We start from the raw sequence: 24,577 nt of genomic DNA, 5'->3' as shown, positions 1-24,577 counted from the left end.
TAATCGTGCTCGTGCTTCTGCGTGGGTTCGACTATTCTCCCACGAAACTTTTGCGAGCACGAGCATGAGGGAAATAGCACGATTTCTACTAAAGCTACTCATCTGCGCGCTCCTCGCGGGTGCCGCCGGCATGACGTATCTCTCGATGCGCTCGGGAGATCCGCTCTACACCCTTTATGAATGGATCAGTCCGCAGCGCTTCCAGCAGCACGACGCTCTCATTCGCACCGTTGCCGCCGAGCACCAGGTCGATCCCATGCTCGTGAAAGCGGTCGTCTGGCGTGAGAGCCGGTTCGACGCCCAGAAGTTTGGGACGGCGGGAGAGCGCGGCCTGATGCAGGTAAGCGAAAAAGCGGCCGGAGAATGGGCCCGCGAAACGAAAGCGGAGAATTTTCGCGTGGAAGAATTGTTCGATCCCAAAACGAACCTCGAAGCAGGAACGTGGTATTTGCGCCGCGCGATTGAGCATTGGCAGAACCAGTCGAACCCGGTTCCGTTCGCCTTGGCCGAATACAACGCCGGGGCGAGCCGCGCCCTGCGCTGGGCCGGGGGCGACGACACCAAGCCAGTCGCCACGAAAGTGTTCCTGGCGAACATCGATTTTCCGGGGACCCGGAAGTACGTCGACTCGATCATGGCCCGTTACAAATTCTTCAAACGCCGCGGGAAGATGTGATGAGGAATGTCGAAGTTCGGATGACGAATGCCGAAGGAATGACGAAATGGATAAGGCCACGATCGCAGATGTGCTCGAGAAGATCGCGACCTTGCTCGAGCTGAAGGATGAGAATCCGTTCAAGATCCGGGCCTACACGAACGCTGCTCGCTCACTCGAAACCTGGGGCGGGAATATTGCCGACCTCGGCAATGAGGAAGTCCTCGAGAAAATTCCAGGCATCGGCAAGGCGATCGCGGCGAAAATCAAGGAGCTGGTCGAAACCGGCTCGTTGAAGTTTTTCGACGATCTGCGCGCCGAATTTCCCGCCGATATCCTGGAACTTTTTTCGCTGCCCGGCCTGGGCGCGAAAAAGATCAAGGCGCTGCATGAGAAATTGCAGGTCAGCTCGATCGCCCAGTTGCACGAAGCCTGCGTCGCGGGCCGGGTGGCCGAGCTGGCGGGATTTGGGAAAACAACGCAGGAGAAACTTTGCCGCGCGATTGATGAACGGCAGAAATACTCAGGTTCATTCCAACTCGGGAAGATCGCCGGCGAAGCAGAACAACTGCAAAACGATCTGCGCGCCCACCCCGACGCGCTGCACGTTTGCATCGCTGGGAGTTATCGGCGGCGGAAGGAAATCGTGCGGGACCTCGATTTCATCGTGGCGACCAACGCTCCGGCTGAAATCTCGGCGTTGTTCGTCCAGCATCCGCTGGCGGAATCAGTCATCGCGCACGGGCCGACGAAATCCAGCGTCCGGCTGCGATCGGGAATCCAGTGCGACCTGAGGGTCGTGACCGCGGCCGAGTATCCGTTCGCGCTGAACTACTTTACCGGGAGCAAGGAACACAACGTCACGGTGCGGAGCCGCGCGCTCCAACGGGGCTGGACCTTGAATGAGTATCGCCTCGCGCCTTTGGCAGGGTCGGACCGACGGGCCGACCGGACGCCGCAGCGCGACGTCCCTACCATCCGCGAAGAAGCCGATCTCTACCGCGCGCTCGAGCTCGATTATGTTCCGCCGGAGCTGCGGGAGAACTGCGGCGAATTCGAGGCGGCGGCGGCGGGAAAGCTTCCGCGTCTCATCGAAACCGAGAACCTGCGGGGCACGTTTCATTGCCACACCACGGCGAGTGACGGCCGCAATTCGCTCGAAGAAATGGCGACGGCCGCGCAGGAACTGGGCTTGCAATACCTCGGGATCGCCGATCACAGCCGCAGCTCGATCCAGGCGCACGGGCTCGATGACGCGCGACTCCGGGTTCAACTCGCGATGATTCGTAAACTCAACCAGCAATTCGAAAACTTCCGGCTCTTCGCCGGAGTCGAGTGCGATATTCTCCGCGACGGTTCGCTCGATTTCCCCGACACCCTCCTGGCGGAACTCGATTATGTCGTTGCCTCGATCCACTCCGCTTTCACCTTGTCGGAAGCCGAGATGACGAAGCGCGTAATTCGCGCCCTGCAAAATCCGCACGTGACCATGCTGGCGCATCCCACCGGGCGCCTGCTTTTGAAACGCGATCCCTACGCGATCGACATCCCCGCCGTCATCGAAGCCGCGGCCGAGACCGGCACCTGGATCGAGATCAACGCGGCGCCAAAGCGGCTCGATCTCGACTGGCGTTGGTGGCCGCTCGCAAAAGAAAAAGGAGCAAAATGCGTGATCAACCCCGATGCCCACGAGATCGAGCGGCTCCAGGATCTTTGGTTCGGCGTCAGCGTCGCCCGCAAAGGATGGCTGACGAAGCAGGACGTGATGAACTGTTTGCCGCTGGGGAAGATTGAATCGGCACTGGGGAGAAAAAGGAAAGGTGAATAGTGATTAGTGAATGGTGAATGGAATTACCAATCACCGATCACCCTTCACTTATCACCAATCTTCTCCCTTTGCGGCATGAACATGGTCAGACATTTGCAGGCGCCGCCGGCTTTGAGGAATTCAGTCATCGGAAGCGGATGACAGGTGTAGCCGCGATCTTTCAACGTCGCGACCAGCTTCGGGGCGCCCTCCGGCAGAACGATGTCGCGGCCGAGCACCACGGCATTACAAGAAAAGTGGACTGCTTCCTCCGGCTCCACGTCGATCAAATCGTGCAGGTGATCACGGATCGTCCGCTGCCCGTAGTCATCGAACGCGGCCGGGAACCAAAAGGCGCCTCCATCCGGGAGCGGACAAAAGCAGGTGTCGATGTGATAAAAACGCGGGTCGACCAGCTCGACGGAAATGACCAGGCAGCCAAGGATATCGGCGACCGCCCGATGCGAGTTGATATCGGAACGGAATTTGTAGCCGCAAAAGAGCACGTCACCGCCGAAGAGAGCGTCGCCTTCCCCTTCGAAATAGTAATTCTTCGGGAGCCAGACGATTTCGTAGCCGTGTTCTTCCATCCAGCGTGCGAAATGCGGCGCTTCGCCGGCCCGTTCCTCATGCCGGAAATTACTCGGGATGAAACGGCGTCCGACGGTCAGCCCGGCGTTGGCGGTGAAAACCATGTCGGGTAGTTTCGGGCGGGGCGGGACCAGTTCGATCTGGCAATCGAGCTTGGAAAGGGTCTCGAACAAACCTTTCCACTGCGCCTGCACCAGCGGCGTGTCAGCGCCGCGGGCGCGACTCATCCAGGGATTGATCTCGTATTCGATGCCGTAGTAATCCGGCGGGCAGAGGAGAAGGTTGCGCATATCGAGAACGGGTTTAACGCCCCAGGATGACAATTAGCTCGCGGAGGAACGGCTCGAGATCGGAAACCAACCCGAGAGACTGGAAGGAGCCTCGCTCGGTCAGCCGGCTTACGGCCGCCGGATTCACATCCACGCAAAGCGTTTTTACCTTGGCAGGAAGCAAATTCGCCACCGCCATGGAATGCAGCATCGTCCCCATCATCAGGGCGGTGCTGACCCCGGTTATTTTCTCACGCATCGCGTCCTGCGCTTGGAGCGTATCGGAAATAACTTCCGGTAGCGGGCCGTCATCTCGGATTGATCCGGCCAGGACAAATTCCACGCCGTGGCGCACGCACGCCGCCATGATTCCGCTCTTGAGCGCGCCCGTTTCGACCGCGCGCGAAATGCTGCCCGCCTCCCGAATGGCGTTGATCGCTCGCATTTGATTCTCATGGCCGCGCTCCGCCAGCGAGCCGCGTTCCAGATTAATTCCCAGCGAGGTGCCAAAGAGAGCGTTCTCGATGTCGTGGAGCGCCAGCGCGTTCCCTCCGAGAAGCAGATCGACAAATCCCATTTCGATCAACTTTTCCAGGTGCGGCGCCGCGCCCGAATGGATGACCGCCGGACCTGCCACGACCAGGATCTTGCCGCCGTCCGTCCGGGCCCGCTGAAGCTCGGTCGCCATTTCCCGGATGATGCCGCTCTTCGGTTTCTCCAGGGAAATGTTCGTCGACATGAACTCAAACACATCGGTGTGCGAAGTGGATCGCTGCACCGGAACCACCTTGATCCCCTGGTGGCCCACCACGATTTCCATCCCGCGATTGACCTCGTGGAATTTCTTCGCGGTAGCCCGGCGAGCGGCGCGATCGACCACCACCGCGCAATCCATCAGCGCCGGTTGGACTTCGATCTCGGCGCCATCCAGCGTGACGAAAGTCTGTTGATTCGTCGTGACGTAAAAATCCTTGGGGAAAACTCCATCCGCCGGGGCCGGAGCGAGTTGCACGTCCGCCTTTTCCATGACTTCCGCGCCATGCTGGCGCAGCCGCAGGACGATATCGTCGAGCGTTTCATGCGAGGGCGCGGAGACTTCAATCCGGGCATAACTTTGGTCGACCCGATTCTGGCCGATCTTGATTTCGCCTATCTTAAAATCGCCTCCCTGGGTCAGGATTTGGTCGAGGACCTTGGGCAGAATCAGGGAATCGATAATATGGCCTCGCAGGACAACGGTTTCGGAAAACATCGGGCCGAACCTAGACCAGCGTCCCCATTTCGCCAAGTTTGCCGGGACTAACAAGGCCGGCACGTGGCCGGGAATCGTTTTTAGAGAGAAGATGCGACGTAACGAAAAGCCAACAGCCCGTGGACCTTCGCCCTCGCGTAAGGCCCATCTGGCGCTGGGATCGAAGCTCAATCGGCCCGCGAAACAACCCCCGGCAGTGCCCGGGAAATTGCCGAAGAATCCGCCGGCCAAGCGGCGCATGACAGGCCAATGACGGCGAAGGAACAGCTGCCGGCCGTTATCGCGAAGATCGCGCGCATGCTCGCGATCAAGCCAGAATATTTTGTGACCCATCCGGCGGAACTTAAGGTCGTCCAGGCGCTGTCCGACTCCGAATTGCGCGACATTACCCGACGGCAGGGCTGGCGGGTTGTGCGCCGCGTTGGCGGGAGGCAGATCGAATTCTACAACGACGCCGGCGTTAATTTTCGGCCGCTGTAGGGCGGCGTTCTTCTGTAGCCGCTTCGCTGTGCGAAGCGAATGCGGGGCGCACAGGCCCTCCAATCCCGGCGTCGCCCACAGGGCGACGGCTACAGAAGAGGTGAATCCCCGCTCGAAAAGAACCCGGTGAGCGGACTGGTGGCGGACGCGCTCGACCTGGCTTCGGCCAATCCGATCTCGCGCGCTTCCCGTCCGGCCTCGACGGCTTTCCGGAAGGCATGCGCCATCCGGCTCGGATCCGACGCGATAGCGATCGCGGTATTCACCAAAACGGCGTCTGCTCCCATTTCCATCGCCTCGGCGGCCTGGCTCGGAGCGCCCAGGCCGGCGTCCACCACCACCGGCACCGTGGCCTGTTCGATGATGATCTCGATCTGCGCGCGGGTTTCGATGCCGCGATTGCTCCCAATCGGCGAGCCGAGCGGCATGACCGTGGCCGTCCCGACATCCTGCAATCGCTTAGCGAGAACCGGGTCGGCGTTGATGTAGGGAAGGACGACAAATTCCTCTTTCACTAAAATTTCCGCGGCCGCCAGGGTTTCGACCGGATCGGGCAGAAGATGACGAGCATCGGGATGAATCTCGAGTTTGACCCACTTAGGGAGTCCGGCAGCGGCGGCCAGGCGGGCGAGACGCACTGCTTCAGCCGCATTCCGGGCGCCGCTTGTATTGGGCAGAAGGAGAAAACGTTCCGGATCGATGAAGTCGAGAATGTTCGCGAAGGCATCGTGTTTCCCCGAAAGATCGGCGCGCCGCAGCGCCACCGTCACGATTTCCGTTCCGCTGGCGATGAGGGCGTCCCGCATCAATTCGTTCGAGCCGAACTTTCCCGTGCCGACCAGGAGTCGCGAAGTGAATTCGCGATCGGCGATCTTCAGCTTGGCAGGTTTGTCGGACATGGCCTCAATCTATCACACACTTCGCGGGATCGAAAAAGTCGCGCAATACCGATGTCAGCTCGGCGAACAATGTGTTGACCCCACCCCACGCACCCACCTTTAAGGTGACGCGTTATGCTGCGGCGGCGCAAATATCGTCGGAATAATATCCGACGGTGTTTGCAAGAGCTAGATTGAACCGGGCGAACGTTCGCTGTCTCTTCGGTAATAGTGGTTGGTCGGCAATCGCGCGGAAAAATCCGCCGTGTTTACGAAGCCAAAACGGCAGTTTGTCTAACATCACGACGAGAGAGTCCTGCTCCATGATAAGCTGGATCGAATCAATGTAGCGTTTCACCATCTGCTTTGTTTCTACATCACTTTTCTTCAGTTCACGCATCAAACGGAGCACCCAAGTGGGAGTCGGTCTATTTCGATTGTCGGCAAGATTCTTCGCGAGGTGCGCGAATCCAATCGGATGTTGCCTGTGTTCGTGAATGATCTCGGATAGCTGCTTATAGAAGTACCGAAATGTTTGGGATCGTTCGTCAATCTCTCCACGGACCGTTTTGACAGCCACTGTGTCCCGAGCATCGCATAGCGCGTACAGAATGAGATCATGTTCGCGTTCGCGGCGCAGTCGTCGAATCCGAACTGTCGCGGTCGCGAAGAGAACGACCGGAACAAAGAGCCAAAGAGCGATTAGTTGGAGGGCTATCATTTTCTACGGACCGTTTTTAGACTGGCGTTTTCCAGTTCCTTTATGCGCTGCGCCAAGCGCTCGATCTCCTTATCCTTGTCAGACAAACGATCCTTGTAAAGCTGCTTCACCTCACGACGATTTCGCCACTCCTTCCAGAATGCTGGGACAAAGGGCAGATACAAGACCGCAAGAAACGAAAGTAATTCGAGATAACGTCCGTCGTGGAGATATTGAGGGATGACGCGGCTGAGTTCCGCCTGTTGAGTTGGATCCATTTCAGGAGGGACGCCGCAAAATTATCGGAACCGCCCACGGCGCAAAGGTATTCCCGCAACGACGCTAGTCTAGCAAAAAAGGGAATAACGTGTTAATAACTTCTCGCCCCCAAGCGCCGATAACATAGGCGGATCACGCGCATTATCACGCCCCATCCGCGTTGAAATTTGGAAACGCTTTGCGATGTTTTAAGATGCAAACTGTGACCCTGACTGCCGCCGAAATAGAAATTCTGGACCGACAGGATCCAATGACGGAACGTGATGGCGGCTTTCAGAAACTCCTTGTTGATCTCCAGAATGCCGTTAACCGAGAAACGGGCGCGCTTGCACTTACCGAGGAGCACGAAGAGAGAATCCCGCGGTATGGCTTTGACTACAAAAATGGAGGATGGGAGGACCGTTTGAAGGCTATTTTTGAGCGCACATTAGGGCCAGAACTCGGCAGGTAGTTCCACTTGTACTTTCTCGTTTTTGTCGGAGTTTGGGTTCGACGATGGTTCGAATCCGACATCCGGTTGGCCAAGAATTGTTCAGGTTCTTTGAGCCTAATCTTCGGCTGGAGGATTGCGTCTCCGGAATGGCGCAGCTACCTGATGACTGCATCGACATAGCGGTCACCTCGCCGCCATACAATCTCGGGATTGTGTATGGACGCTACTCCGATCGACAGAACCGCCGGCAATACCTTGAGTGGTGCCATGAATGGGCCACACAAGTTCGGCGTGTCCTGAGACCTCAAGGTTCTTTCTTTCTTAATCTCGGCGCAGCACCCTCAAATCCACTTTTTCCCCATGAGTTGATTCTCCGCCTGCGCGATCTGTTCATACTTCAGAATACGATCCACTGGATCAAGGCTATCTCGATCGAGGACGACGCTGGACAGACGACTTCGCGCGGCCATTTCAAACCGATCAGCTCGCCGCGTTACCTAAACGATTGCCACGAATACATCTTTCATCTCACGCCGGAGGGCCGGACCCCGATCGACCGCCTCGCGCTCGGGGTACCGTACGCCGACAAGAGCAACATCGCGCGCTGGGGCCATACAAAAGGCAAGGACCGACGCTGCCGCGGGAACACCTGGTTTATTCCGTATCAAACAATCCAACGCCGCGCCAAGGAGCGCCCGCATCCGGCCACCTTCCCGGTGCAGCTCGCGGAATGGTGCATCAAGCTGCATGGCATCGATCGCGTGGAAACGATGCTCGACCCATTCCTGGGAATCGGGAACTCCGCCGTCGCCGCAAAGCGCTGCGGCGTGAAGAACTTCATCGGGTTCGAGATCGACGAGGAATATCTGGCGGAGGCGCGGAGGCGTCTTCTGTAGCCGCTTCGCTGTGCGAAGCGTTGGCGGCTGCAGGAAATCAACGAACGCTTCGCTGCGCGAAGCGGCTACAGAAGACGCTACAGCAGCGTCCCCGTCTCGTTCGTTTTCGGCAAAGGCGGCGGGCCGTTGGAACCGGGCGCCTGATATTTCTCCAGCGGTTTCACCAGGTTCCCCGGCAACGGCCGAACTCGATCGAAGATCCGCTCGGCGATCGGTTTCGCCACCAAATATCCGGCCGCGAACATTTCCATCCGGGCATCGAGATTATCGATGTAATTAAGCGCCATTGCTTCAGGCGTCTTGGGGGAGACGGGCGAGCCAAATTGCGGTTCGCCGTGATGCGCGCCCACCAAATGGAGCAGATGCATCCGCACATCTTCGGACGCTGGCCTGAGCGGGCTCCAGGTTCGCGCATTTTCCTCCGTGAGCACTTTGCGCCAGAGAGAATTTACCAACTCGAGACCAATCGAAATATGGCCCATCAATTCGCCGCGTTCGTCGTATCCCATCGTGAACCCGGTGTCGGGCAGATGATTTTCCCAAAGCTTGCCGGCATCGTGAAACAAAACTCCGGCGATGAGCAGGTCGAGATTCAATTGCGGATAAAGCGGCACCAGTTCCGTCGCGACTCGCATCATTTGGGCAACGTGCTCAACCAGTCCGCCCCGCCGGGCGTGATGGTAGGAACGCGCCCCGGCCGTCCGCCGGAACCGGTCGCCGTGCTCGGCAATGAAAGCTTCGCCGAGGGCGCGGAGGCGCGGATCTTCGAGAGAACGCGTCCGCTCCACGATGTATTCCCAGTCGGCCGCCTGTCTCGCGCGCAAAGCCGGCGGTCCCTGCAACAGCTCAGAGCGCTCTGGCGCGGTGAGATGCCGCACCTTCCATTTCCTGGCATCGAGCCCAAATTGCTGGTGCTGCAGGAATTCGCCACTGAGCTCGATGAAGTCCGAAGTTTTGAGGGTGTCGCACGCCTTGTATTCCGGGTGATCGCTCCAGACCCGCAGCGTCATCCGATCGGCGGCGTCCGCCAGGCTCAGCTCGCAATAGGGTTTTTGCTCGCGCGTAACTTTGGCTGAGGCGCCCTCCACCTGGACATGAACGCGCGCCTCAACGACCGCGCCGTTCTGGGCGTGGCGGCGAATTTCAGTAAGCGTGAGCAGGTCCATCTCTGTTGGCGCCATCAGCGCCGATCTGTCCGGGGGTCTTTCGATCAGCTGTTGGTTGCCGCTACGGTTTCGCGACGCCGACCACGCCGCACGCTTGCCGGGCCCCGGCGTTGCCTGTCGGCTGCGACCAATCGTCGACCTTCTCGTGCACAATCACGCCCCGGCCCAGGATTGAGTGTTCGCCGCTCAATTTCATCAAGTTGGATTTCAATTCCAAATGCGCTTTGCCGTAGGCATCCGCTTCGAGGTTGCCCATGTCGCCCACATGCCGTTCCGCGGCGTCGGGAGCGCCGTGGGGCTTGTTCATTGGGTTGAAATGTCCGCCTGCCGAGGTCGCGTCCGCCGCTGAGCAATCGCCGAACTCATGAATATGGAATGCGTGTTTGCCGGGCGTGAGGCCGGTGATGTCGGCAACGATCAGGACGGAGTCACCGCTCTTGGTGAACGTGACTCTTCCCGCTACCTGGGTTCCGGAAGCAGGATGCATAACCGCGACCGCCTTGGTAATTTCCTGGGCGCCCGCGTTCCCCAGCGAGAACATCAGCGCGGTTGCGATGAGCGCGACAACAAGCAGCTTGGAGAAGTTCATTTTCATGCCCGACATTACAGCCGTGAACGGCGTCATGTAAACATCGGGACGATCCTCGAGCCGATCTTCTGTAGCAGTCGCCCTGTGGGCGACTCAATGAAGGTTGGTGAACCGTTGCCCGTTCTCTGACGCTTCGCACAGCGAAGCGGCTACAGGAGATTAATCGATCAGGCGCTGCTCGATTCCGGAGTAAGCGTCGATTCTTCGATCGCGCAGGAATGGCCAGTGCGTCCGGTGTTCATCCACCCGCTGCCAGTCGATCTCAGCCATGACGACCTCTTCCCGATCGACGCTCCCTTTGGCCAGGATCTCCCCACTGGGCGCGACGACGAAGCTTTGCCCCCAAAATTCGATTCCGTCGCCGCCGGCCGGAGCTTCGTGGCCGACCCGATTAACCGCCGCCACGTAACAGCCATTCGCGATCGCGTGACTGCGCTGCATCGTTTCCCAGGCGGCATGTTGGGCCACGCCGTACTTTTCCTTCTCGCGCGGATGCCAGCCGATCGCGGTGGGATAAAATAAAAGCTGGGCCCCCCGCAACGCCGTCAGCCGGGCGGATTCCGGATACCATTGGTCCCAGCAAACGCAGACGCCGATTTTTCCGTGCGCGGTAGGCCAGGCCTGAAAACCGAGATCCCCGGGCGCGAAGTAAAACTTCTCGAAATAAGAAGGGTCGTCAGGAATATGCATCTTGCGATACTTCCCGAGATATTTGCCGTCGGCGTCGATGATGGCAGCGGTGTTGTGGTAAACGCCCGCGGCCCGCTTCTCGAAAAGCGAGGCAACGATCACCAAGCCAGTCTCGCGGGCCACGGTTTCCAGCGCCGCGGTGGTCGGCCCCGGGATTTCCTCGGCCAACGCGAAGTTCGCGTGATCTTCCGCCTGGCAAAAATACTGCGAGCGAAACAGCTCCGGCAGGCAAACGATCTGGGCGCCGCCTCTCGCCGCGTCTCGAATCCGCGCGATCGCTTTCTCCAGATTTGCGGCCTGATCGGTCCCGCACTGCATCTGGACCAACGCGATGGTCGTTTTATTGGCGTGCATATATCCGTAGTTGTAGCGACGCCGCTCTGTCGGCGTAACAAGCGCTGCCTGTAATTTACGCGATCTTACGGCGACAGAGCGCCGTCGTTACAACAAGAAACTATTGCACCGAGTCCGCCGGAACGATCTTGATGCTCTCGACGTTCATTCGCTTTTCCGGCCGATCGCCCGGGAGCGTTTTCGTGGTCGCGATCTTCTCAAGAACCTCGTCCCCTTTAATCAGTTTCCCGAAGGTCGTGTATTGCCCGTCAAGAAACTTCGGGTGGCCATGGCAAATGAAAAACTGGCTGCCGGCTGAATTCGGATCCTGCGAGCGGGCCATCGAAAGCACCCCGCGCTCGTGAGACTTCTTATTGAACTCCGCGTCGATCTTATAACCCGGGTCGCCCGTGCCCCAGCGCGCTTGCTTGCTTTCGTCCTTGGTCAGCGGATCACCGCCCTGAATCATAAAGCCTTTGATGATGCGATGGAAAGCCGTCCCATCGTAGAACCCGGATTTCGCCAGCTTCTTGAAATTTTCGACCGTCTTCGGGGCCACGTCCGGCCAGAACTCAGCGACCATTTCGCCTTCGCTGGTTTTGATTACCGCCACTTCGTTTTGTGATGCAGTCATTGGAAAAATGAGTTTCCCAGGCTACTTCACCGAATCGGCCGGAACGATTTTCACGCTTTCCAGCGCGACGCGATTCACCGGTTTGCTTTTCTCACCGCTCGCGCTCTGCGTGACGGGCACATTGGCCAGCTTGTCGAGGACGGCATCGCCTTTGATCACCTTGCCAAAGGCCGTGTATTTGTTGTCGAGGGCCGGTGCCGGACCAAAGCAGAGAAAGAACTGGCTGCCGGCTGAGTCCGGATCGGCGGAGCGCGCCATCGAAAGCACGCCACGCTCGTGCTTCTTCGCGTTGAATTCGGCTTTGATCTTGTATCCCGGATCGCCGGTCCCCCACATGCTTTCCTTCGAAGCATCCTTGGTCAGCGGATCGCCACCCTGGGCCATGAATCCTTTGATGATGCGGTGAAACGCCGTGCCGTCATAAAAGCCGGATTTCGCCAGCTTTTTGAAATTCTCGACCGTCTTCGGGGCCACGTCCGGCCAGAACTCGGCCACCAATTCGCCTTCGCTCGTTTTGAATACCGCAACCTCCTTCACTTCAGTGGTCGTGGCGGTGTCTTTCTTTTCTTCTTTTTTTTCCTCGCTCCGCACCGGCGCGGCGACGAACGCCAGCCCCAGCACGCAACAAACCAATGTCAGTTTCATGCGTTGACCGTAGCGTTCAACGTCGAACGTTCAACCGATTCTCCCTTCGGCATTCGTCATTCGGCATTCGTCATTTCCCATGATATTCCTGGAGGGTCTTCACCTGCACCTTGCTCCGCTGCAATGAACGAATCCCGTTGGCGCTGGCCTGCGCGGCCCGCACCGTCGTCATGATCGGGATTTTTTGGGCGAGCGAAGCGTTCCGAATCCTGACTTCGTCTTCCCGGGGAATCTTCCCGCTCGGGGTGTTGATAATGAAATCAATGTCCCGATTGGTCACGAGATCGAGCACGTTCGGACGGCCCTCGCGAATCTTGTACACCTTCGTCACCGGAACGCCGGCCGCACGCAGGGCCGCTTCCGTCCCGCTCGTCGAAACGATCTGGAAACCGAGCTCGACAAATTCACGCGCCAGCGGAATCACGCTTTGCTTGTCGCTATCCTTCACGCTGACGAAGACGCGGCCGGATTTTGGCAGCGGCGGCGGGGCGGCCATTTGTGACTTCGCGTAGGCCAGGCCGAGATCTGCGTCGATCCCCATCACCTCACCAGTCGATTTCATTTCCGGGCCGAGCGCGATGTCGACGCCCTGATAGCGCAGGAACGGAAAGACCGCTTCCTTCACGGAGAAATGTCTCGGCACGATCTCGCTGGTAAAACCGAGCTCGGTCAGATTCTTTCCAGTCATCACTTTCGCTGCCAGTTTCGCGAGCGGCACTCCGATGGCCTTGCTCACAAAAGGGACCGTCCGCGAGGCCCGCGGGTTCACTTCGAGCACGTAAACGTCGTCCCCTTTCACGGCGAACTGGACATTCATGAGTCCGCGAACCTTCAGTTCCCGCGCCATTGCTGTCGTGGCGGCGCGGATCTGTTGCAGGACGGCGCCCGGCAGCGAGAACGTCGGAATCACGCAGGCGCTGTCGCCGCTGTGAATGCCGGCTTGCTCGATGTGTTCCATGATCGCGCCGATGACGCTCGTTTCGCCATCGGCAATACAATCGACATCGACCTCAATCGCATCTTCGAGGAACCGATCCACCAGCACTGGCCGGTCCGGGCTGACTTCGATGGCGCTCTGCATGTAGCGGCGCAGGTCGTCGCCGTTGTAAACCAATTCCATGGCCCGGCCACCCAGCACGAACGACGGCCGGACGAGCACCGGGTAGCCAATCCGGTCCGCGATCGCGAGAGCTTCGTCGGCGCTGACCGCCGAGCCGCTCGGCGTCTGGCGCAGGAGGAGTTTGTCGAGCATGGCGGCAAAAAGCTTCCGGTCCTCCGCCATCTCGATGCTTTCGGGCTGCGTGCCGATGATCCTGACTCCCGCGGCTTTCAAGCCCGCCGCCAGGTTGAGCGGCGTTTGTCCGCCGAACTGCACGATCACGCCTTCGGGGCGCTCCTGCTCGTAAATGTTGAGCACGTCCTCGAGCGTCAGCGGCTCGAAATAGAGTTTGTCGCTCGTGTCGTAATCGGTCGAAACCGTCTCCGGGTTCGAATTGACCATGATGGTTTCAAACCCGATCTCACGCAGGGCGAAAGCCGCGTGGACACAGCAGTAATCGAATTCGATTCCCTGTCCGATCCGGTTCGGTCCGCCGCCCAGAATCATGATCTTGGGCTTCTCGGTTCGCCGCATTTCGTTCTCGGTGCCGTAGGTTGAGTAGTAATAAGGCGTGAAGGCCTCGAACTCCGCAGCGCAGGTGTCGACCAAGCGATACGTCGGAATGACACCGGCGGCTTTTCGTTCCGCGCGAACCTCGGCTTCTGAAATTCCGCGCGCGATCGCGAGCTGGCGGTCGGAGAAGCCAAGCTTCTTGAGGCGACGCAGCTCCCGGAGGTCAGGCTTCCAGCCTGACTCGGCCGGCAGGCTACCAGCCTGTCGTTCGTTCCCGTCCTCAATCCGCAACATCCCACGCACCTCCAAAATAAAATCTCCGGATTCCAGTCTCGCCTTTACTGGGTTCTGCGCGATGTACTCGCGGCAGGCGACCAGATGTGCCGCGTCCCGGACAATCGTATCGAAGTTTTCCGACATCCAGAGCGGCCCCTGCCGAGCTACCTGGCGGTTTATCGCGTTTGCCGAAAACGATTTCCACGAATGCAGAATTGACGAAAGTGAGTTGCCGGCCCTGGGCTTGAACAGAACATGAACGTGATTCGGCATAATGACGAACGCGTCCAGCAAGTACCGGTCACCGTCGAAATGCTTCAGACCGGCCGCGATGATGGCGGCGACCGCCGCATCGCGCAGCAAACAGGAGCCATGGCCGCGATCGAGCCATTCCTCCCGGCTTTCTTCGCATAAGCGCATGTACTCACGAGCGGTTCGCCAGTCCCAAGGCTTCGGATGCACTTTGAGCCATTGCTGAAGCTCTTCGCGCCATTGCACGAGAACGTTCTGCGGGACTGAGTCGATTAGGCGAAAGGTGACGAAATAAGTGGCGCCGGGTTGCTCCCAATGAGGCAGGTGGCGTTTGGTTTGGTGAATGGAAGTTTGTTCGTCGAAAGGTTGGAACGAGTTGGCAGGACAGGCTTGTAGCCCGTCCGCCGAGTCAGGCTGGCAGCCTAACCTCCGTTGGCCCTCCTCCACAATCTGCCGCACGTTATGGAGGAACCAGCGATCGATCTTGGTCAGCTCGAAAACTTCCTCGATCGACATTCCGTCCTGGAAGGCCTGGGCGATGTGGAAAATGCGTTCGGCATTCGGAGTCGCGAGTTTCAGGCGCAATGTCTCGGCATCCACCCGTTTCTCGTTCCCATCGCCGCATAATCCAAAACGTTTGATCTCGAGCGAACGGAGCGCCTTTTGCAACGCTTCCTTGAAGGTGCGCCCGATGGCCATCGCTTCGCCGACGCTCTTCATCTGGGTGGTGAGCGTTGGATCGGCCTGGGGAAATTTCTCGAAGGTGAACCGTGGCACCTTGACTACGCAGTAATCGATCGTCGGCTCGAAGCTCGCCGGCGTTTCGCGCGTGATGTCGTTTCGGATTTCGTCGAGCGTGTAGCCGACGGCCAGTTTCGCCGCGATTTTGGCGATCGGAAACCCGGTGGCTTTCGAGGCCAGCGCGCTCGAACGCGAGACGCGCGGATTCATCTCTATCACCACCATGCGTCCGTTTTGCGGGTTGACCGCAAACTGGATGTTCGAGCCGCCGGTCTCCACCCCGATCTCCCGAATGACCTCGAACGACGCATCCCGCATCATCTGGAATTCCTTGTCGGAAAGGGTCTGGACGGGCGCGACCGTGATGGAGTCGCCGGTGTGCACACCCATTGGATCGAAGTTCTCGATCGAGCAGATGACGACGCAGTTGTCCGCGCGGTCCCGCATCACCTCCATCTCGAATTCCTTCCAGCCGACGAGCGATTCCTCGATCAGCACCTCCGTAACCGGCGAAAGCGCCAGGCCGCGGTCGACGATTTCCTCCAGCTCATCGCGGTTATAGGCGATACCGCCACCAGATCCGCCCAAAGTGAAAGCGGGGCGAATGATCAGCGGAAACTTCTCGATCGTGCCCGCGATGCGGATGGCGTCCGCGATTGAATGCGCGATGCCCGAGCGCGGAACATCGAGCCCGATCCGAAGCATCGCTTCCTTGAACAGCTGGCGGTCTTCGCCCTTCGCGATGGCCTGTGCGTTCGCCCCAATCAATTTCACGTTGTGCCGGGCGAGCGCCCCGTTGCGATTCAACTCCATGGCCGCATTCAGCGCCGTCTGGCCGCCCATCGTCGGCAGAATCGCGTCCGGTTTTTCCCGTTCCAGGATCGCTTCGATGACTTCGGGCGTGATCGGCTCGACATAGGTCCGATCGGCGAATTCCGGATCGGTCATGATCGTCGCGGGATTCGAATTGATGAGAACGACCTGGTAGCCTTCCTCGCGCAAAGCCTTGCAGGCCTGGACGCCGGAATAATCAAATTCGCAGCCCTGCCCGATGACGATCGGGCCGGAGCCAATCAGGAGGATCTTGTGGAGATCGTTGTTCCGCGGCATTGGAGCGAGCGGACGATAGACGAAATCACGCGAAGATCACGAGCTAAACGCGGGCGCCGCTCCGCGACTTGAAAATATTGATCGATTCTGGAAACGGAGGTTAGGCTGCCAGCCTGACTCGGCCGACGGCCTGCCAGGCTGTCGGAATTGCGAGAATGTCGACAAGCGATTCTCGCAGCGCCATCCGCAACAAATGTCGACAAGCTAGAAGCATGTCGTCCGAGTCAGGCTGGAAGCCTAACTTCCGTTCAGAATCCGCCGAGTTCCCGGAACCAGCGCAGGGCCAGCCGCACTTCGGATCGTTTCAAGCGGTGACCGCCCATGAATCTTTCGATGCGAATTCGCTTGAAGCCGGTGCGTTGCAGAGAGGCCTGGACGGCGCCTTCCGAGGAGGGAGTGGCGATTGTGTCGTCCATGCCGCCACTGATCCAAATCGGGATATTCAGGAAATCCGCCCCCGGCTGGTAGGTCTTGTAGGCGGGGCTCAATCTGTCGTCGTTGATTCCGCTGAAATAAAAGCCGCAGATATTTACCACTCCGGCCTTGGCCAGCATCGCGCCCAGCAGGCCGCTGCGCTTTGCTCCGCCGGACATTCCGGCGAACGCGACCGGCCACCGGGCTGACTGCGGCCAGTCTTTGCGCATGGCTTCCAACGCCGCGCCCAACATTCCGAGCCGCCAGGGAGTCGAATCCTGCCGGGCCTTGACCGTCGCGTCCGAGGCGAGAATCACCCAGCCCTCGGCATCCGCGGGCGGGCGATACCACTCCGCGTCCATCGGACTCGTGCGGTGATAATCCGTCGTGGAAGTCACGATCAGAAGCGGCCAGCGCCGCGCCGGATCAAAACCGGGCGGAAAAGTCAGGACGGCCCTTCCTGTTTCGACCCGCGGATTACCGCCCTGGGCCGCGATGTCCTGAAAATATTTTGAAACCGGGAAACGAATCTCCACCGTTTTCCCACCTGCAACCTGCTGACCGGCGAGAGTGGCGGATTCAATTGCGCCCATTGGCCAGCAAACCGAAATGACCAAGGGCAGAAGGCGGAAAAGGGTGAATCCCTTCACGCTGCCATCAAATCGGGCTCGACCGCGCTTGTCCAACCGGAAGTCGTCAAAGTTCATTCTCCGAAAGCATCCTTCAGCCAATCTCCGAGCTGACGAAAGATAAGGCCGAGGAATGCGCCCGGCGATTCCTTCAGCGCTTCGACAAGGCGAGGGCTGAGATCCTGCTCCGGTTTGTCGATCGTTCCCGACAAATGCACAGTGGTCCAAAGGTAGCCCGCGCTCTCCTTCGGGAAAACTTCCTCGGCGTGCGGGAGCCATTCCAGATATTCACGGGCCAGGCCCAACTGGAGCGCGCCCTCCAGCGATTTGTCCCGGATCGACAACGCCCCTTCGATTCGAAATTTCCCTTTGTCCTCCACGGCAATTTTCTTGATTTCAAGCTGGGGACTTTTCCAAACCAACTCCGCAGAACATTCATTGAGTTCCAGCGAGGCAATCGATTTCCGGCCGGTGATCGAAGCGAGCTTTTCCAGGAACGGCAATTGCCGGACGCGTCCGCCATCGACCTGGAACGATCCCTCCACCTGCGAACTCTCGAGCTTAGGATTCTTGCCGTGCCAATGCACATCGCCGGCAGCCAGGCCGCTCGCCTGGTCGCGCCAGCTGGCGGGCAACCATTCGCGCAACGGTATTTCGCCGAATCGCACTTTGAAATCGATGCTCTTGTCCTCACGCGTTCCCGCGGTGCCTTCCCCATGGATGAATCCGCCGCCCTCCGCGCCGGGCGAAAGATCGAGCGTGTAAAGCGTGAGGAGTGTCCGGGTGATAAGCAGGTGGGTATGGCGCAGAGGAAGGTCGGGAATAAGTGCGCCTTTCATCATGCCGCCCGTCGCCTGGTATTCGAAATCACGGCCGTGGGGAGTGATCAGCAACCGGGTCCCGAAGAAACCGCCTTTCTCGTTTCGAAATTGCCAGGTCACATCCGCGGGCTCGGACCAAACTCGCCGGAGGTAAACGCGATTCGGGAGAAACAGGTGATACCACGGTTTGCTGGGCGACGGCTCCGGCTTGGGCTCGTAAACCTGAATGCCCACTTCACCGCCGTCGATATGCAGGGCGTCGAGTTCCCACCGCCGCAGAAACACCCCAAGCGGATTGAAATGGGCCGTGATCCGCCGCGCATCCAACGCCTTCAGCGCCTTTTGTCCTTCCCGGGCCTGAAATCGTTCGGACGCCGCTGACAAAAAGCCGGTCCGCCGAATCGGAGCAAACTGGCCCGCCGGAAAATGAAGCCCCTTCGCGGTCTGCTTCTCCAGCTCTTCCCGAAACGCATCGCTCTCCACGTAGCGGGTCAGACGCGGATTGAAGAGAATAATGCTCGCCCCGACAAGCGCTGCGAATATTCCAAGAACGGCGAACCCCTTCCACCAACCCTGCCGTCGGAAACGCGCAAACACAGGCGATCATTGGCCCTCCCCGAGCCCTTTTGCGAAGTAAATGTTGCGTGAGCTTGCCTCGACCGTCGCGGAATCTTGAGTGCTGCGGGGTAAGCCCTATACTGCGCAAATGCGAGTGCTGCTAATCGAGGACAAGAAAAAGACCGCGGCTTTTCTTGCCAAGGGCCTTCTGGAAGATGGCTACACGGTCGAGATCGCCCAGGATGGCGAAAACGGCCTGAAACTCGCGCGCGGCTCAAAACACGATCTCCTCATCGTGGACGTGATGTTGCCAAAAATGGACGGCTGGACCGTGGTCGCGGAACTGCGGAAAGGCGGCATGCGCACCCCGATTCTTTTTCTCACGGCGCGCGACAGCGTGCGCGACCGCGTGAAAGGTCTCGAGCTTGGCGCGGACGATTACCTGGTGAAGCCGTTCGCGTTTTCGGAGTTGCTCGCCCGGGTGCGTTCCTTATTGCGGCGCTCGCCGGACCAGCCGCCGGAGCACCTTCGAATCGACGACCTGGAAATCGATACGCGCCGGAACAAGGCCACCCGTTCCGGCACCGCGCTCAACCTTACGGCCAAGGAATTTCTTCTCCTCTCCCACCTGGTCCGTTCCGCGGGAGAAGTCGTTTCGCGCGGGGAAATCGCCCAGCATGTTTGGGACATTAATTTCGCCACCAGCACCAACGTGGTGGACGTGATGGTGCGGCGGTTGCGCGCGAAAGTGGACGACCCGTTCAAGACAAAGCTGATCCATACCGTCCGCGGCGCCGGTTATGTCCTCAAAACCGGCTGAACCGCGGTCGATCGCGTCGCAGCTGGTCGTGCTCTTTACGCTGGCGGCGGCGTTGCTCCTCACCTGCGGCTTGGGCACGCTCTACTGGATCGTCGTGGGGCACGCCTTCGAGGAAGACAATGCGGTGTTGATCGACAAACTCCTCGCTGTGCAGGCGGATCTGAAAGCGACCGGCGGCCTCCGGATCATTAACGAGGAACTAAAGGTCGAGCGCGCCGGGGACCGCGCCACCTATTGGATTCGGATCCTGGATGGAGCAAATCAGATTGTCGCAGAGACCCCGGGAATGACTGCGCTCTTGCCGCCCCAGGTTTTTCCTAAACCCGGGAATTCCAATTCGTCCACGCCTAACCCGACAAATCTTCGGACTAGCGGGCATTTGTTTTCCCTTATCACGAAAGCCCAGGAACCAACCGGCCAATCCTATATCATCCAACTCGCCCAGGACCGTTCTGCGGACGACCAATTCATGAAGCAGTTCGCCGGGCTGCTCGTTGCGGTGCTGGCCCTCGGTGTCCTGGCCTCGGCCCTGATTGCAATTACCGTCACCAAACGGGGACTCCGGCCGCTTGGTGAAATGACGCGCGCGCTAAAGCGGGTCGGTCCAAAGCAACTCCACGAGCGCGTTACCGCCGTTGGCTGGCCCCGGGAACTTCAGCCGCTAGCGGTCGCTTTTGATGACATGCTTGACCGCCTCGAAAACTCCTTCACCCGTCTTTCGCAATTCTCCGCCGATCTCGCCCACGAGCTCCGCACTCCGATCGCGAATATTCGCGGCGAAGCGGAGGTCGCGCTCACCCGCAGCCGAACGGCGGACGAATACCGCGACGTGATCGAATCTTCCGTGGCAGAATGCCAGAGGCTCAGCCACGTCGTCGATAACCTGCTTTTCCTCGCCCGCACCGAGGCGGCTGAAGGCCACGTCCAGCGCGCACCGTTCCCCGGGCGCGCTGCGATCGAAAAGATCGCGGAGTTTTACGAACCCGTCGCCGATGAACAGAAGCTCACCATTACCTGCACCGGTGAAGGGGACATCCTCGCCGACGAGATGCTCTTTGGCCGGGCGGTAAGCAATCTCGTGGAAAACGCTCTGCACCACACGCCCCCCAGCGGCACGATTGCGATTTCGGTCGCCCAGCGGGCCAACCAGTCAGAAGTCTCGGTCAAGGACACTGGCAGCGGCATAGCGAAGGAACACTTGCCGCGCGTATTCGATCGTTTCTATCGCGCTGATGCCTCGCGCGCCTCCGACGGTCTGGGCCTCGGATTGGCGCTCGTAAAGTCGATCATGGATTTACACGGCGGCACGGCCAGGATCGAAAGCGACCTTAGCCGGGGAACCGTGGTCACCCTTTCGTTTCCCAAATCGGCCGAGCGCTAACGATTGCGCGTCGAAACCGGCGCCTCGGCTTCGCCATTCCCGGGATTGCCGAGCAGCCATGAGAAAACGACGAACGCCTGGAGATCCGGCGAGTCTTCCGTGAGCCCGAAGAGGGTCGAAACATCCAGCCGGGTGCTCTTGGAAGGCTTCCACGCAATCGTCGGCCCGATCACGAAACTGTGCGTGGGATCGTCGCGGGTGTCTTTATCGGTAAAATTCTTGTACTGCATCTCGACCCCCGCCTTGAGTCTCTCGTTTCGGGTGAGCGGGATGACCGCGCTTTGGGCGAAGCCCCATTCCCGTCCGCGGTCGCCCATGACCTCCTGCTCGACAAATCCGTTCAATGCCCATTCCACGTGCTCACCAAAATCCTGGGCCAGGAGAAGACGAAATTCGGCGGCGTCAGGTTGGCGTGGCCTGCCCTCTTCCTCATCGTCCTCCTTGTCCTTATCGTCGTCGCCACCACCCCCTTTGCCCGTGATCGATTGGAAGCGCGTCGCGACTTTTTGCTTCCGCACCAGGGCGAGAGCCGAGTCCATCTCCTTTTCGCCCTCGTCGCCGCCTTCCTCCTGGAGAATGCGACCCGTCCCGAATTTGTATTCAAGGAAGATAGTCGGGTTGAGCGGAATCTTGTTCCAATCGGCCAGGGCATAACGCGCTTCGAGCGAAATGCTCCGGGCATCGCCGCCGCCGCCAAATCGTTGGAAGGTCACTTCGCCGGCCAGTCCGAAACGGCCGGGCAACCCCATCTCGACTTCCTGGGTAAACTGATGGAAGGGCGGCTGACCGCTGATGTCACCTTGCCAGATCGATCCGAAATAGAAACACCACGGCGGCAGAACATAGGCCGTTACGGAAGGTGAAAATCGGGTGCGCGAAATGCCGGGCGGCGCGCCGTAGGCGCTGGGAATTTCTTCGCCGGTGACGACGACACTTGGAGTTTGCGGCGTTTGGGCAATAGCGGGGATGACTGTGACGGCAAAAAGCGCGCACAGGACCAGGAGAAGAGGGCGAAAGGCGGACATGACGCTTTTGTAATCGAAAGACGGCTTGCCTAACAAGAAGAAAATTTCGCCCCTAAGGGAAGGCCGGCCGGAACATTACAAGAACGTAAAAAAAGGCTTGCGCTGGAGATTACGACTCTGTAATCCACTCGCCGTGCTTGGCCCGGGGGACCCGCCCCGGGCGCCGCGCGCTGGGCGAACCATCAATCCTTAAACGACTTTTCTTAACCTAAACATCCGTTTCAAAACAAATATTATGCACCACAAAATCCTGTCCCGATCAAAAGGCAGCCTGCTGGCGAGCAGCCTCGTTCTTCTGGCCTGTCTGGCCCTGAGTCCGTCGCTCTTCGCCCAGGACGTGACCTCAGAGCGGATCGTGGTGACGGCAACCGCCACTCCGCATCCGCACGACGACACCCGGCCAAAGCTCGAGCACATCATGCGGGAAGTGGATGGCACGCAAATCACCGTCACGAAGAAAGCGACGGTGATTAAGCTCGATAAGCAGCCACCCATCCAAAACAACAACCTGCAGGAGCAGTTCGTTAAAGCCCCCGGCCTTATCGTCAGCGAGCAGCAAAACCCGGGGCAGTACAACTTTACCTACCGCGGCCTCGGCAACCCGCAGGAATCCGAATACACCCTTTTCCTCCAGGACGGTCTCCCCTTGATGAGCGACTGGATTGGGTTCCCGACGCTTTACTACGTGCCCGTTCCGCAAAGTGTCAGTGAAATCCAGATCATCCGCGGCGGTAGCAGTCTCCTTTACGGACCGGAACCCGCCCCAGCGATCAACTACGTCACCAAGCGTCCGGCTCCCGGCACCCCCTGGCACGCTTACCTGGAACAGACAGGCGGTCCTGATGACACTTATTCCAGCTACGCGTCTGTCGAAGAAGCAAACGGCCCGGTGGAGTTCCGGGCGGACGCCTTTTATCGCACCTCAGACACCCAGCGCGACTCCAATCATTACGATCTGTGGCAGGCGAACGGCTACCTCGGTTGGCGTCCAGACTCGCACCAGCTCCTCGCCCTTGACGTGCACGCCAGCGAATTCGACGGCGAAGATCCGGGCCGGCTGACCTACGCGCAGTGGTTGGCCAACCCGGACCAGGCTGTCACGCCCTACAACCACAACTGGGTAGATCGTTATACCGCCGTGCTCCGATACGAACTGGAATTGGGCGACTGGCTAATCCAGGCCAAAGGTTGGTACACGCACCAGGACATCGACGCGCGCTCGGCCGCGAACATCAACCCGGTAACCGGCGCGTTCCCCACTAACACCACGTTTGGATACGAGGAATTCAATAACGGTGGCTTTGACCTGCGCGCGCGGCTGCGTTGGGGCGAAGGCACCATGCTCCGTGGGAGCGCCCTAACGTTCGGCGGGTTGGTTTACCATGGTGACGCACCGTTCCAGCGTTACACGCTGAACAACACCGCTGGCAGTCTGGGCAATGTTGGTCCCGGCTTCCTCACCGCGCCGCGCGGAACCACTTCCGGCCTGGTCGCGCTCGATCAGGAGCGCAGCGCTGATTACCAGGCGTTCTTTATCGAAAACGTTTTCCGTTTCGGTGCTTTCCACATCGTGCCCTCGTTCCGGCTCGATCATGAAAGCGTCGATGTCGACGCCAGGGTCGCGCCCTACTTTACGCCCGGCACGCCCTCCGGCCGCAGCGCGGACAAGCTGATCCCGCTTTGGGGCATCGGACTCGGGAACGACTTCGGAAAGGGCAACGAAACCTATTTCAGCGCCTCATCCGGATGGCGTCCCGTTCGTTTCTTTGACGTAGCCGGCACCCGGACGGCCATTACTCCGGGAACCACGCCCGATCCGTTCCGTTCCCTGGACATCGAGTTGGGCGTCCACGGCACCCCGATCAAGGGCTTTTGGTACGATGTCGGCCTCTTCTGGATGCAATTCGATAACCGCATCGAGACTCGCCCCGACCCACTCGGCGGTCCGTTCGACACCCTCGCTTTCAACAGCGGCAACACCCGCCACCGTGGCTTCGAAGGCGAAATCGCCTACGACCTCCTCGCCCCGTTCCAGCATGAGCCGCTCGCGGCGGTCACTGAAGCGAAGGATGCGAAAGATTCGAAAGCGACGGTGAAAGCGACTACCCGTCCGTGGCATCCGCTCCAGCTGATCGTTTTCACTAACCTCCAGCTGCTCGACGCCGAGTTCACCGAAAGCACCCAAATCATTCCCGGGACGACACAGACCTTTGTCGGTAACGAACCGGCCTACGCGCCTGACGTCGTCGTCAAAGGCGGGATCACCTTTAAGCGTGATCAGTGTTTCAACATCACGTTTTCAGCCGTCCACGTGTCCGAGCAGTTCTGGCAGGACTCAAACCTGGGCAGCGCGTCCATTCCGCTGACAACCATTCCGTCTTACGAGGTCTTCAACTTTTCCGGCGAATTCTACATCACCCACAACGTCCGTGTTTTCGGCGGCATCTCCAACCTGAGCGATGAGAAATACTACTCTCGCGTGTTCCCGTTCGGCGGGGGCAGCATCGATCCCGCTCCGGGCCGCTCAGGTCACCTCGGCTTGTCGGTCGAATTCTGATGATTTCGGTGGGGTGGATCGTGCGCTCTGTGCGTTGGCAGAATTGGCACTGAAGGCGTGCTGATTTTGTCTCGCGCAACCGAT

Annotated in this window: 22 protein-coding genes; 8 read left to right on the top strand and 14 right to left on the bottom strand. The window is 59.3% G+C overall.

Annotated features, from left to right (window positions below; all coding sequences use genetic code 11):
* Positions 1 to 64: 64 nt before the first annotated feature.
* The gene (locus VJU77_03965) at positions 65 to 676 is read left to right on the top strand and encodes a lytic transglycosylase domain-containing protein (protein ID HKP02498.1); all 612 of its coding nucleotides are present in this window, start codon (positions 65 to 67) and stop codon (positions 674 to 676) included.
* Between the two features lie 46 nt (positions 677 to 722).
* A complete protein-coding gene (gene polX, locus VJU77_03960) occupies positions 723 to 2,483 on the top strand; it encodes a DNA polymerase/3'-5' exonuclease PolX (protein HKP02497.1) in 1,761 nt (586 codons plus the stop codon).
* A 44-nt stretch (positions 2,484 to 2,527) separates the two neighbouring features.
* Here polX and VJU77_03955 read toward each other — a convergent pair whose 3' ends face one another.
* Together VJU77_03955 and VJU77_03950 are read right to left on the bottom strand one after the other, a co-directional pair.
* Complete coding sequence (locus VJU77_03955; protein HKP02496.1) at positions 2,528 to 3,343, bottom strand: arginine deiminase-related protein; 816 nt, start codon at positions 3,341 to 3,343, stop codon at positions 2,528 to 2,530.
* 13 nt (positions 3,344 to 3,356) lie between these two features.
* Positions 3,357 to 4,574 carry a TIGR00300 family protein gene (locus VJU77_03950; protein HKP02495.1) on the bottom strand — a complete coding sequence of 406 codons (1,218 nt, stop codon included), beginning with the start codon at positions 4,572 to 4,574 and terminating at the stop codon, positions 3,357 to 3,359.
* A gap of 249 nt (positions 4,575 to 4,823) precedes the next feature.
* Between VJU77_03950 and VJU77_03945 the strand changes: the two genes are divergently transcribed.
* A complete protein-coding gene (locus tag VJU77_03945; protein ID HKP02494.1) occupies positions 4,824 to 5,054 on the top strand; it encodes a hypothetical protein in 231 nt (76 codons plus the stop codon).
* 89 nt (positions 5,055 to 5,143) lie between these two features.
* On the opposite strand, the gene VJU77_03940 is transcribed toward VJU77_03945, so the two are convergent.
* The 3 genes from VJU77_03940 to VJU77_03930 form a co-directional block, all read right to left on the bottom strand.
* Positions 5,144 to 5,953, bottom strand: coding sequence for a thiazole synthase (locus VJU77_03940; GenBank protein ID HKP02493.1), 810 nt, complete (start codon positions 5,951 to 5,953; stop codon positions 5,144 to 5,146).
* Positions 5,954 to 6,065: 112 nt separating this feature from the next.
* Positions 6,066 to 6,512, bottom strand: a complete 447-nt coding sequence (locus tag VJU77_03935; GenBank protein HKP02492.1) for a hypothetical protein — start codon at positions 6,510 to 6,512, stop codon at positions 6,066 to 6,068.
* 137 nt (positions 6,513 to 6,649) lie between these two features.
* Positions 6,650 to 6,910 carry a hypothetical protein gene (locus VJU77_03930; protein HKP02491.1) on the bottom strand — a complete coding sequence of 87 codons (261 nt, stop codon included), beginning with the start codon at positions 6,908 to 6,910 and terminating at the stop codon, positions 6,650 to 6,652.
* Between the two features lie 194 nt (positions 6,911 to 7,104).
* On the opposite strand from VJU77_03930, the gene VJU77_03925 reads away from it, so the two are divergent.
* Together VJU77_03925 and VJU77_03920 are read left to right on the top strand one after the other, a co-directional pair.
* Positions 7,105 to 7,362: a hypothetical protein gene (locus tag VJU77_03925; protein ID HKP02490.1), complete on the top strand. Its 258-nt coding sequence runs from the start codon at positions 7,105 to 7,107 to the stop codon at positions 7,360 to 7,362.
* 128 nt (positions 7,363 to 7,490) lie between these two features.
* Positions 7,491 to 8,240: a site-specific DNA-methyltransferase gene (locus VJU77_03920; GenBank protein HKP02489.1), complete on the top strand. Its 750-nt coding sequence runs from the start codon at positions 7,491 to 7,493 to the stop codon at positions 8,238 to 8,240.
* Between the two features lie 77 nt (positions 8,241 to 8,317).
* On the opposite strand, the gene VJU77_03915 is transcribed toward VJU77_03920, so the two are convergent.
* The 8 genes from VJU77_03915 to VJU77_03880 all read right to left on the bottom strand — a co-directional run bounded on the left by VJU77_03915 (position 8,318) and on the right by VJU77_03880 (position 18,749).
* Positions 8,318 to 9,421 carry an HD domain-containing protein gene (locus tag VJU77_03915; GenBank protein ID HKP02488.1) on the bottom strand — a complete coding sequence of 368 codons (1,104 nt, stop codon included), beginning with the start codon at positions 9,419 to 9,421 and terminating at the stop codon, positions 8,318 to 8,320.
* 46 nt (positions 9,422 to 9,467) lie between these two features.
* A complete protein-coding gene (locus VJU77_03910) occupies positions 9,468 to 10,001 on the bottom strand; it encodes a superoxide dismutase family protein (GenBank protein ID HKP02487.1) in 534 nt (177 codons plus the stop codon).
* 153 nt (positions 10,002 to 10,154) lie between these two features.
* The gene (locus VJU77_03905; GenBank protein HKP02486.1) at positions 10,155 to 11,039 is read right to left on the bottom strand and encodes a carbon-nitrogen hydrolase; all 885 of its coding nucleotides are present in this window, start codon (positions 11,037 to 11,039) and stop codon (positions 10,155 to 10,157) included.
* Between the two features lie 100 nt (positions 11,040 to 11,139).
* Entirely contained in the window at positions 11,140 to 11,652 is a 513-nt protein-coding gene (locus VJU77_03900; GenBank protein HKP02485.1) for a peptidylprolyl isomerase, read from the bottom strand.
* Positions 11,653 to 11,673: 21 nt separating this feature from the next.
* A complete protein-coding gene (locus VJU77_03895) occupies positions 11,674 to 12,297 on the bottom strand; it encodes a peptidylprolyl isomerase (protein HKP02484.1) in 624 nt (207 codons plus the stop codon).
* A gap of 70 nt (positions 12,298 to 12,367) precedes the next feature.
* Positions 12,368 to 16,288 carry a carbamoyl-phosphate synthase large subunit gene (carB, locus tag VJU77_03890; GenBank protein HKP02483.1) on the bottom strand — a complete coding sequence of 1,307 codons (3,921 nt, stop codon included), beginning with the start codon at positions 16,286 to 16,288 and terminating at the stop codon, positions 12,368 to 12,370.
* 248 nt (positions 16,289 to 16,536) lie between these two features.
* Positions 16,537 to 17,409 (bottom strand): hypothetical protein, encoded by an 873-nt coding sequence (locus VJU77_03885; protein HKP02482.1) that lies wholly within the window; start codon positions 17,407 to 17,409, stop codon positions 16,537 to 16,539.
* Positions 17,406 to 18,749: a hypothetical protein gene (locus VJU77_03880; protein ID HKP02481.1), complete on the bottom strand. Its 1,344-nt coding sequence runs from the start codon at positions 18,747 to 18,749 to the stop codon at positions 17,406 to 17,408. Before VJU77_03880 ends, VJU77_03885 begins: the two co-directional genes overlap by 4 nt.
* 109 nt (positions 18,750 to 18,858) lie before the next feature.
* Here VJU77_03880 and VJU77_03875 point away from each other — a divergent pair, with 109 nt between their 5' ends.
* The gene (locus VJU77_03875; protein ID HKP02480.1) at positions 18,859 to 19,530 is read left to right on the top strand and encodes a heavy metal response regulator transcription factor; all 672 of its coding nucleotides are present in this window, start codon (positions 18,859 to 18,861) and stop codon (positions 19,528 to 19,530) included.
* A complete protein-coding gene (locus VJU77_03870; protein HKP02479.1) occupies positions 19,511 to 20,911 on the top strand; it encodes a heavy metal sensor histidine kinase in 1,401 nt (466 codons plus the stop codon). Before VJU77_03875 ends, VJU77_03870 begins: the two co-directional genes overlap by 20 nt.
* On the opposite strand, the gene VJU77_03865 is transcribed toward VJU77_03870, so the two are convergent.
* Positions 20,908 to 21,936 (bottom strand): hypothetical protein, encoded by a 1,029-nt coding sequence (locus VJU77_03865; GenBank protein HKP02478.1) that lies wholly within the window; start codon positions 21,934 to 21,936, stop codon positions 20,908 to 20,910. The two genes, VJU77_03870 and VJU77_03865, sit on opposite strands and share 4 nt — an antisense overlap.
* 235 nt (positions 21,937 to 22,171) lie before the next feature.
* Here VJU77_03865 and VJU77_03860 point away from each other — a divergent pair, with 235 nt between their 5' ends.
* Entirely contained in the window at positions 22,172 to 24,493 is a 2,322-nt protein-coding gene (locus VJU77_03860; protein ID HKP02477.1) for a TonB-dependent receptor plug domain-containing protein, read from the top strand.
* The last annotated feature ends 84 nt before the right edge of the window (positions 24,494 to 24,577 follow it).

It is taken from the genome of Chthoniobacterales bacterium, assembly GCA_035274845.1.
Lineage (GTDB): Bacteria > Verrucomicrobiota > Verrucomicrobiia > Chthoniobacterales > UBA10450 > AV80.
The sequence above is the reverse complement of the archived record's forward strand: the minus strand, read 5'-3'. Positions and strand labels throughout refer to the sequence as shown.

Bases quoted from the DNA above. Each gene is read 5' to 3' on its own strand.
- VJU77_03925 (HKP02490.1), top strand. From the start codon at position 7,105: ATGCAAACTGTGACCCTGACTGCCGCCGAAATAGAAATTCTGGACCGA.
- VJU77_03870 (HKP02479.1), top strand. From the start codon at position 19,511: ATGTCCTCAAAACCGGCTGAACCGCGGTCGATCGCGTCGCAGCTGGTC.
- VJU77_03905 (HKP02486.1), bottom strand. From the start codon at position 11,039: ATGCACGCCAATAAAACGACCATCGCGTTGGTCCAGATGCAGTGCGGG.
- VJU77_03915 (HKP02488.1), bottom strand. From the start codon at position 9,421: ATGGCGCCAACAGAGATGGACCTGCTCACGCTTACTGAAATTCGCCGC.
- VJU77_03965 (HKP02498.1), top strand. From the start codon at position 65: ATGAGGGAAATAGCACGATTTCTACTAAAGCTACTCATCTGCGCGCTC.
- VJU77_03885 (HKP02482.1), bottom strand. From the start codon at position 17,409: ATGAACTTTGACGACTTCCGGTTGGACAAGCGCGGTCGAGCCCGATTT.
- VJU77_03875 (HKP02480.1), top strand. From the start codon at position 18,859: ATGCGAGTGCTGCTAATCGAGGACAAGAAAAAGACCGCGGCTTTTCTT.
- VJU77_03920 (HKP02489.1), top strand. From the start codon at position 7,491: ATGGCGCAGCTACCTGATGACTGCATCGACATAGCGGTCACCTCGCCG.
- polX (HKP02497.1), top strand. From the start codon at position 723: ATGGATAAGGCCACGATCGCAGATGTGCTCGAGAAGATCGCGACCTTG.
- VJU77_03950 (HKP02495.1), bottom strand. From the start codon at position 4,574: ATGTTTTCCGAAACCGTTGTCCTGCGAGGCCATATTATCGATTCCCTG.
- carB (HKP02483.1), bottom strand. From the start codon at position 16,288: ATGCCGCGGAACAACGATCTCCACAAGATCCTCCTGATTGGCTCCGGC.
- VJU77_03900 (HKP02485.1), bottom strand. From the start codon at position 11,652: ATGACTGCATCACAAAACGAAGTGGCGGTAATCAAAACCAGCGAAGGC.
- VJU77_03895 (HKP02484.1), bottom strand. From the start codon at position 12,297: ATGAAACTGACATTGGTTTGTTGCGTGCTGGGGCTGGCGTTCGTCGCC.
- VJU77_03955 (HKP02496.1), bottom strand. From the start codon at position 3,343: ATGCGCAACCTTCTCCTCTGCCCGCCGGATTACTACGGCATCGAATAC.
- VJU77_03940 (HKP02493.1), bottom strand. From the start codon at position 5,953: ATGTCCGACAAACCTGCCAAGCTGAAGATCGCCGATCGCGAATTCACT.
- VJU77_03930 (HKP02491.1), bottom strand. From the start codon at position 6,910: ATGGATCCAACTCAACAGGCGGAACTCAGCCGCGTCATCCCTCAATAT.
- VJU77_03945 (HKP02494.1), top strand. From the start codon at position 4,824: ATGACGGCGAAGGAACAGCTGCCGGCCGTTATCGCGAAGATCGCGCGC.
- VJU77_03910 (HKP02487.1), bottom strand. From the start codon at position 10,001: ATGAAAATGAACTTCTCCAAGCTGCTTGTTGTCGCGCTCATCGCAACC.
- VJU77_03860 (HKP02477.1), top strand. From the start codon at position 22,172: ATGCACCACAAAATCCTGTCCCGATCAAAAGGCAGCCTGCTGGCGAGC.
- VJU77_03865 (HKP02478.1), bottom strand. From the start codon at position 21,936: ATGTCCGCCTTTCGCCCTCTTCTCCTGGTCCTGTGCGCGCTTTTTGCC.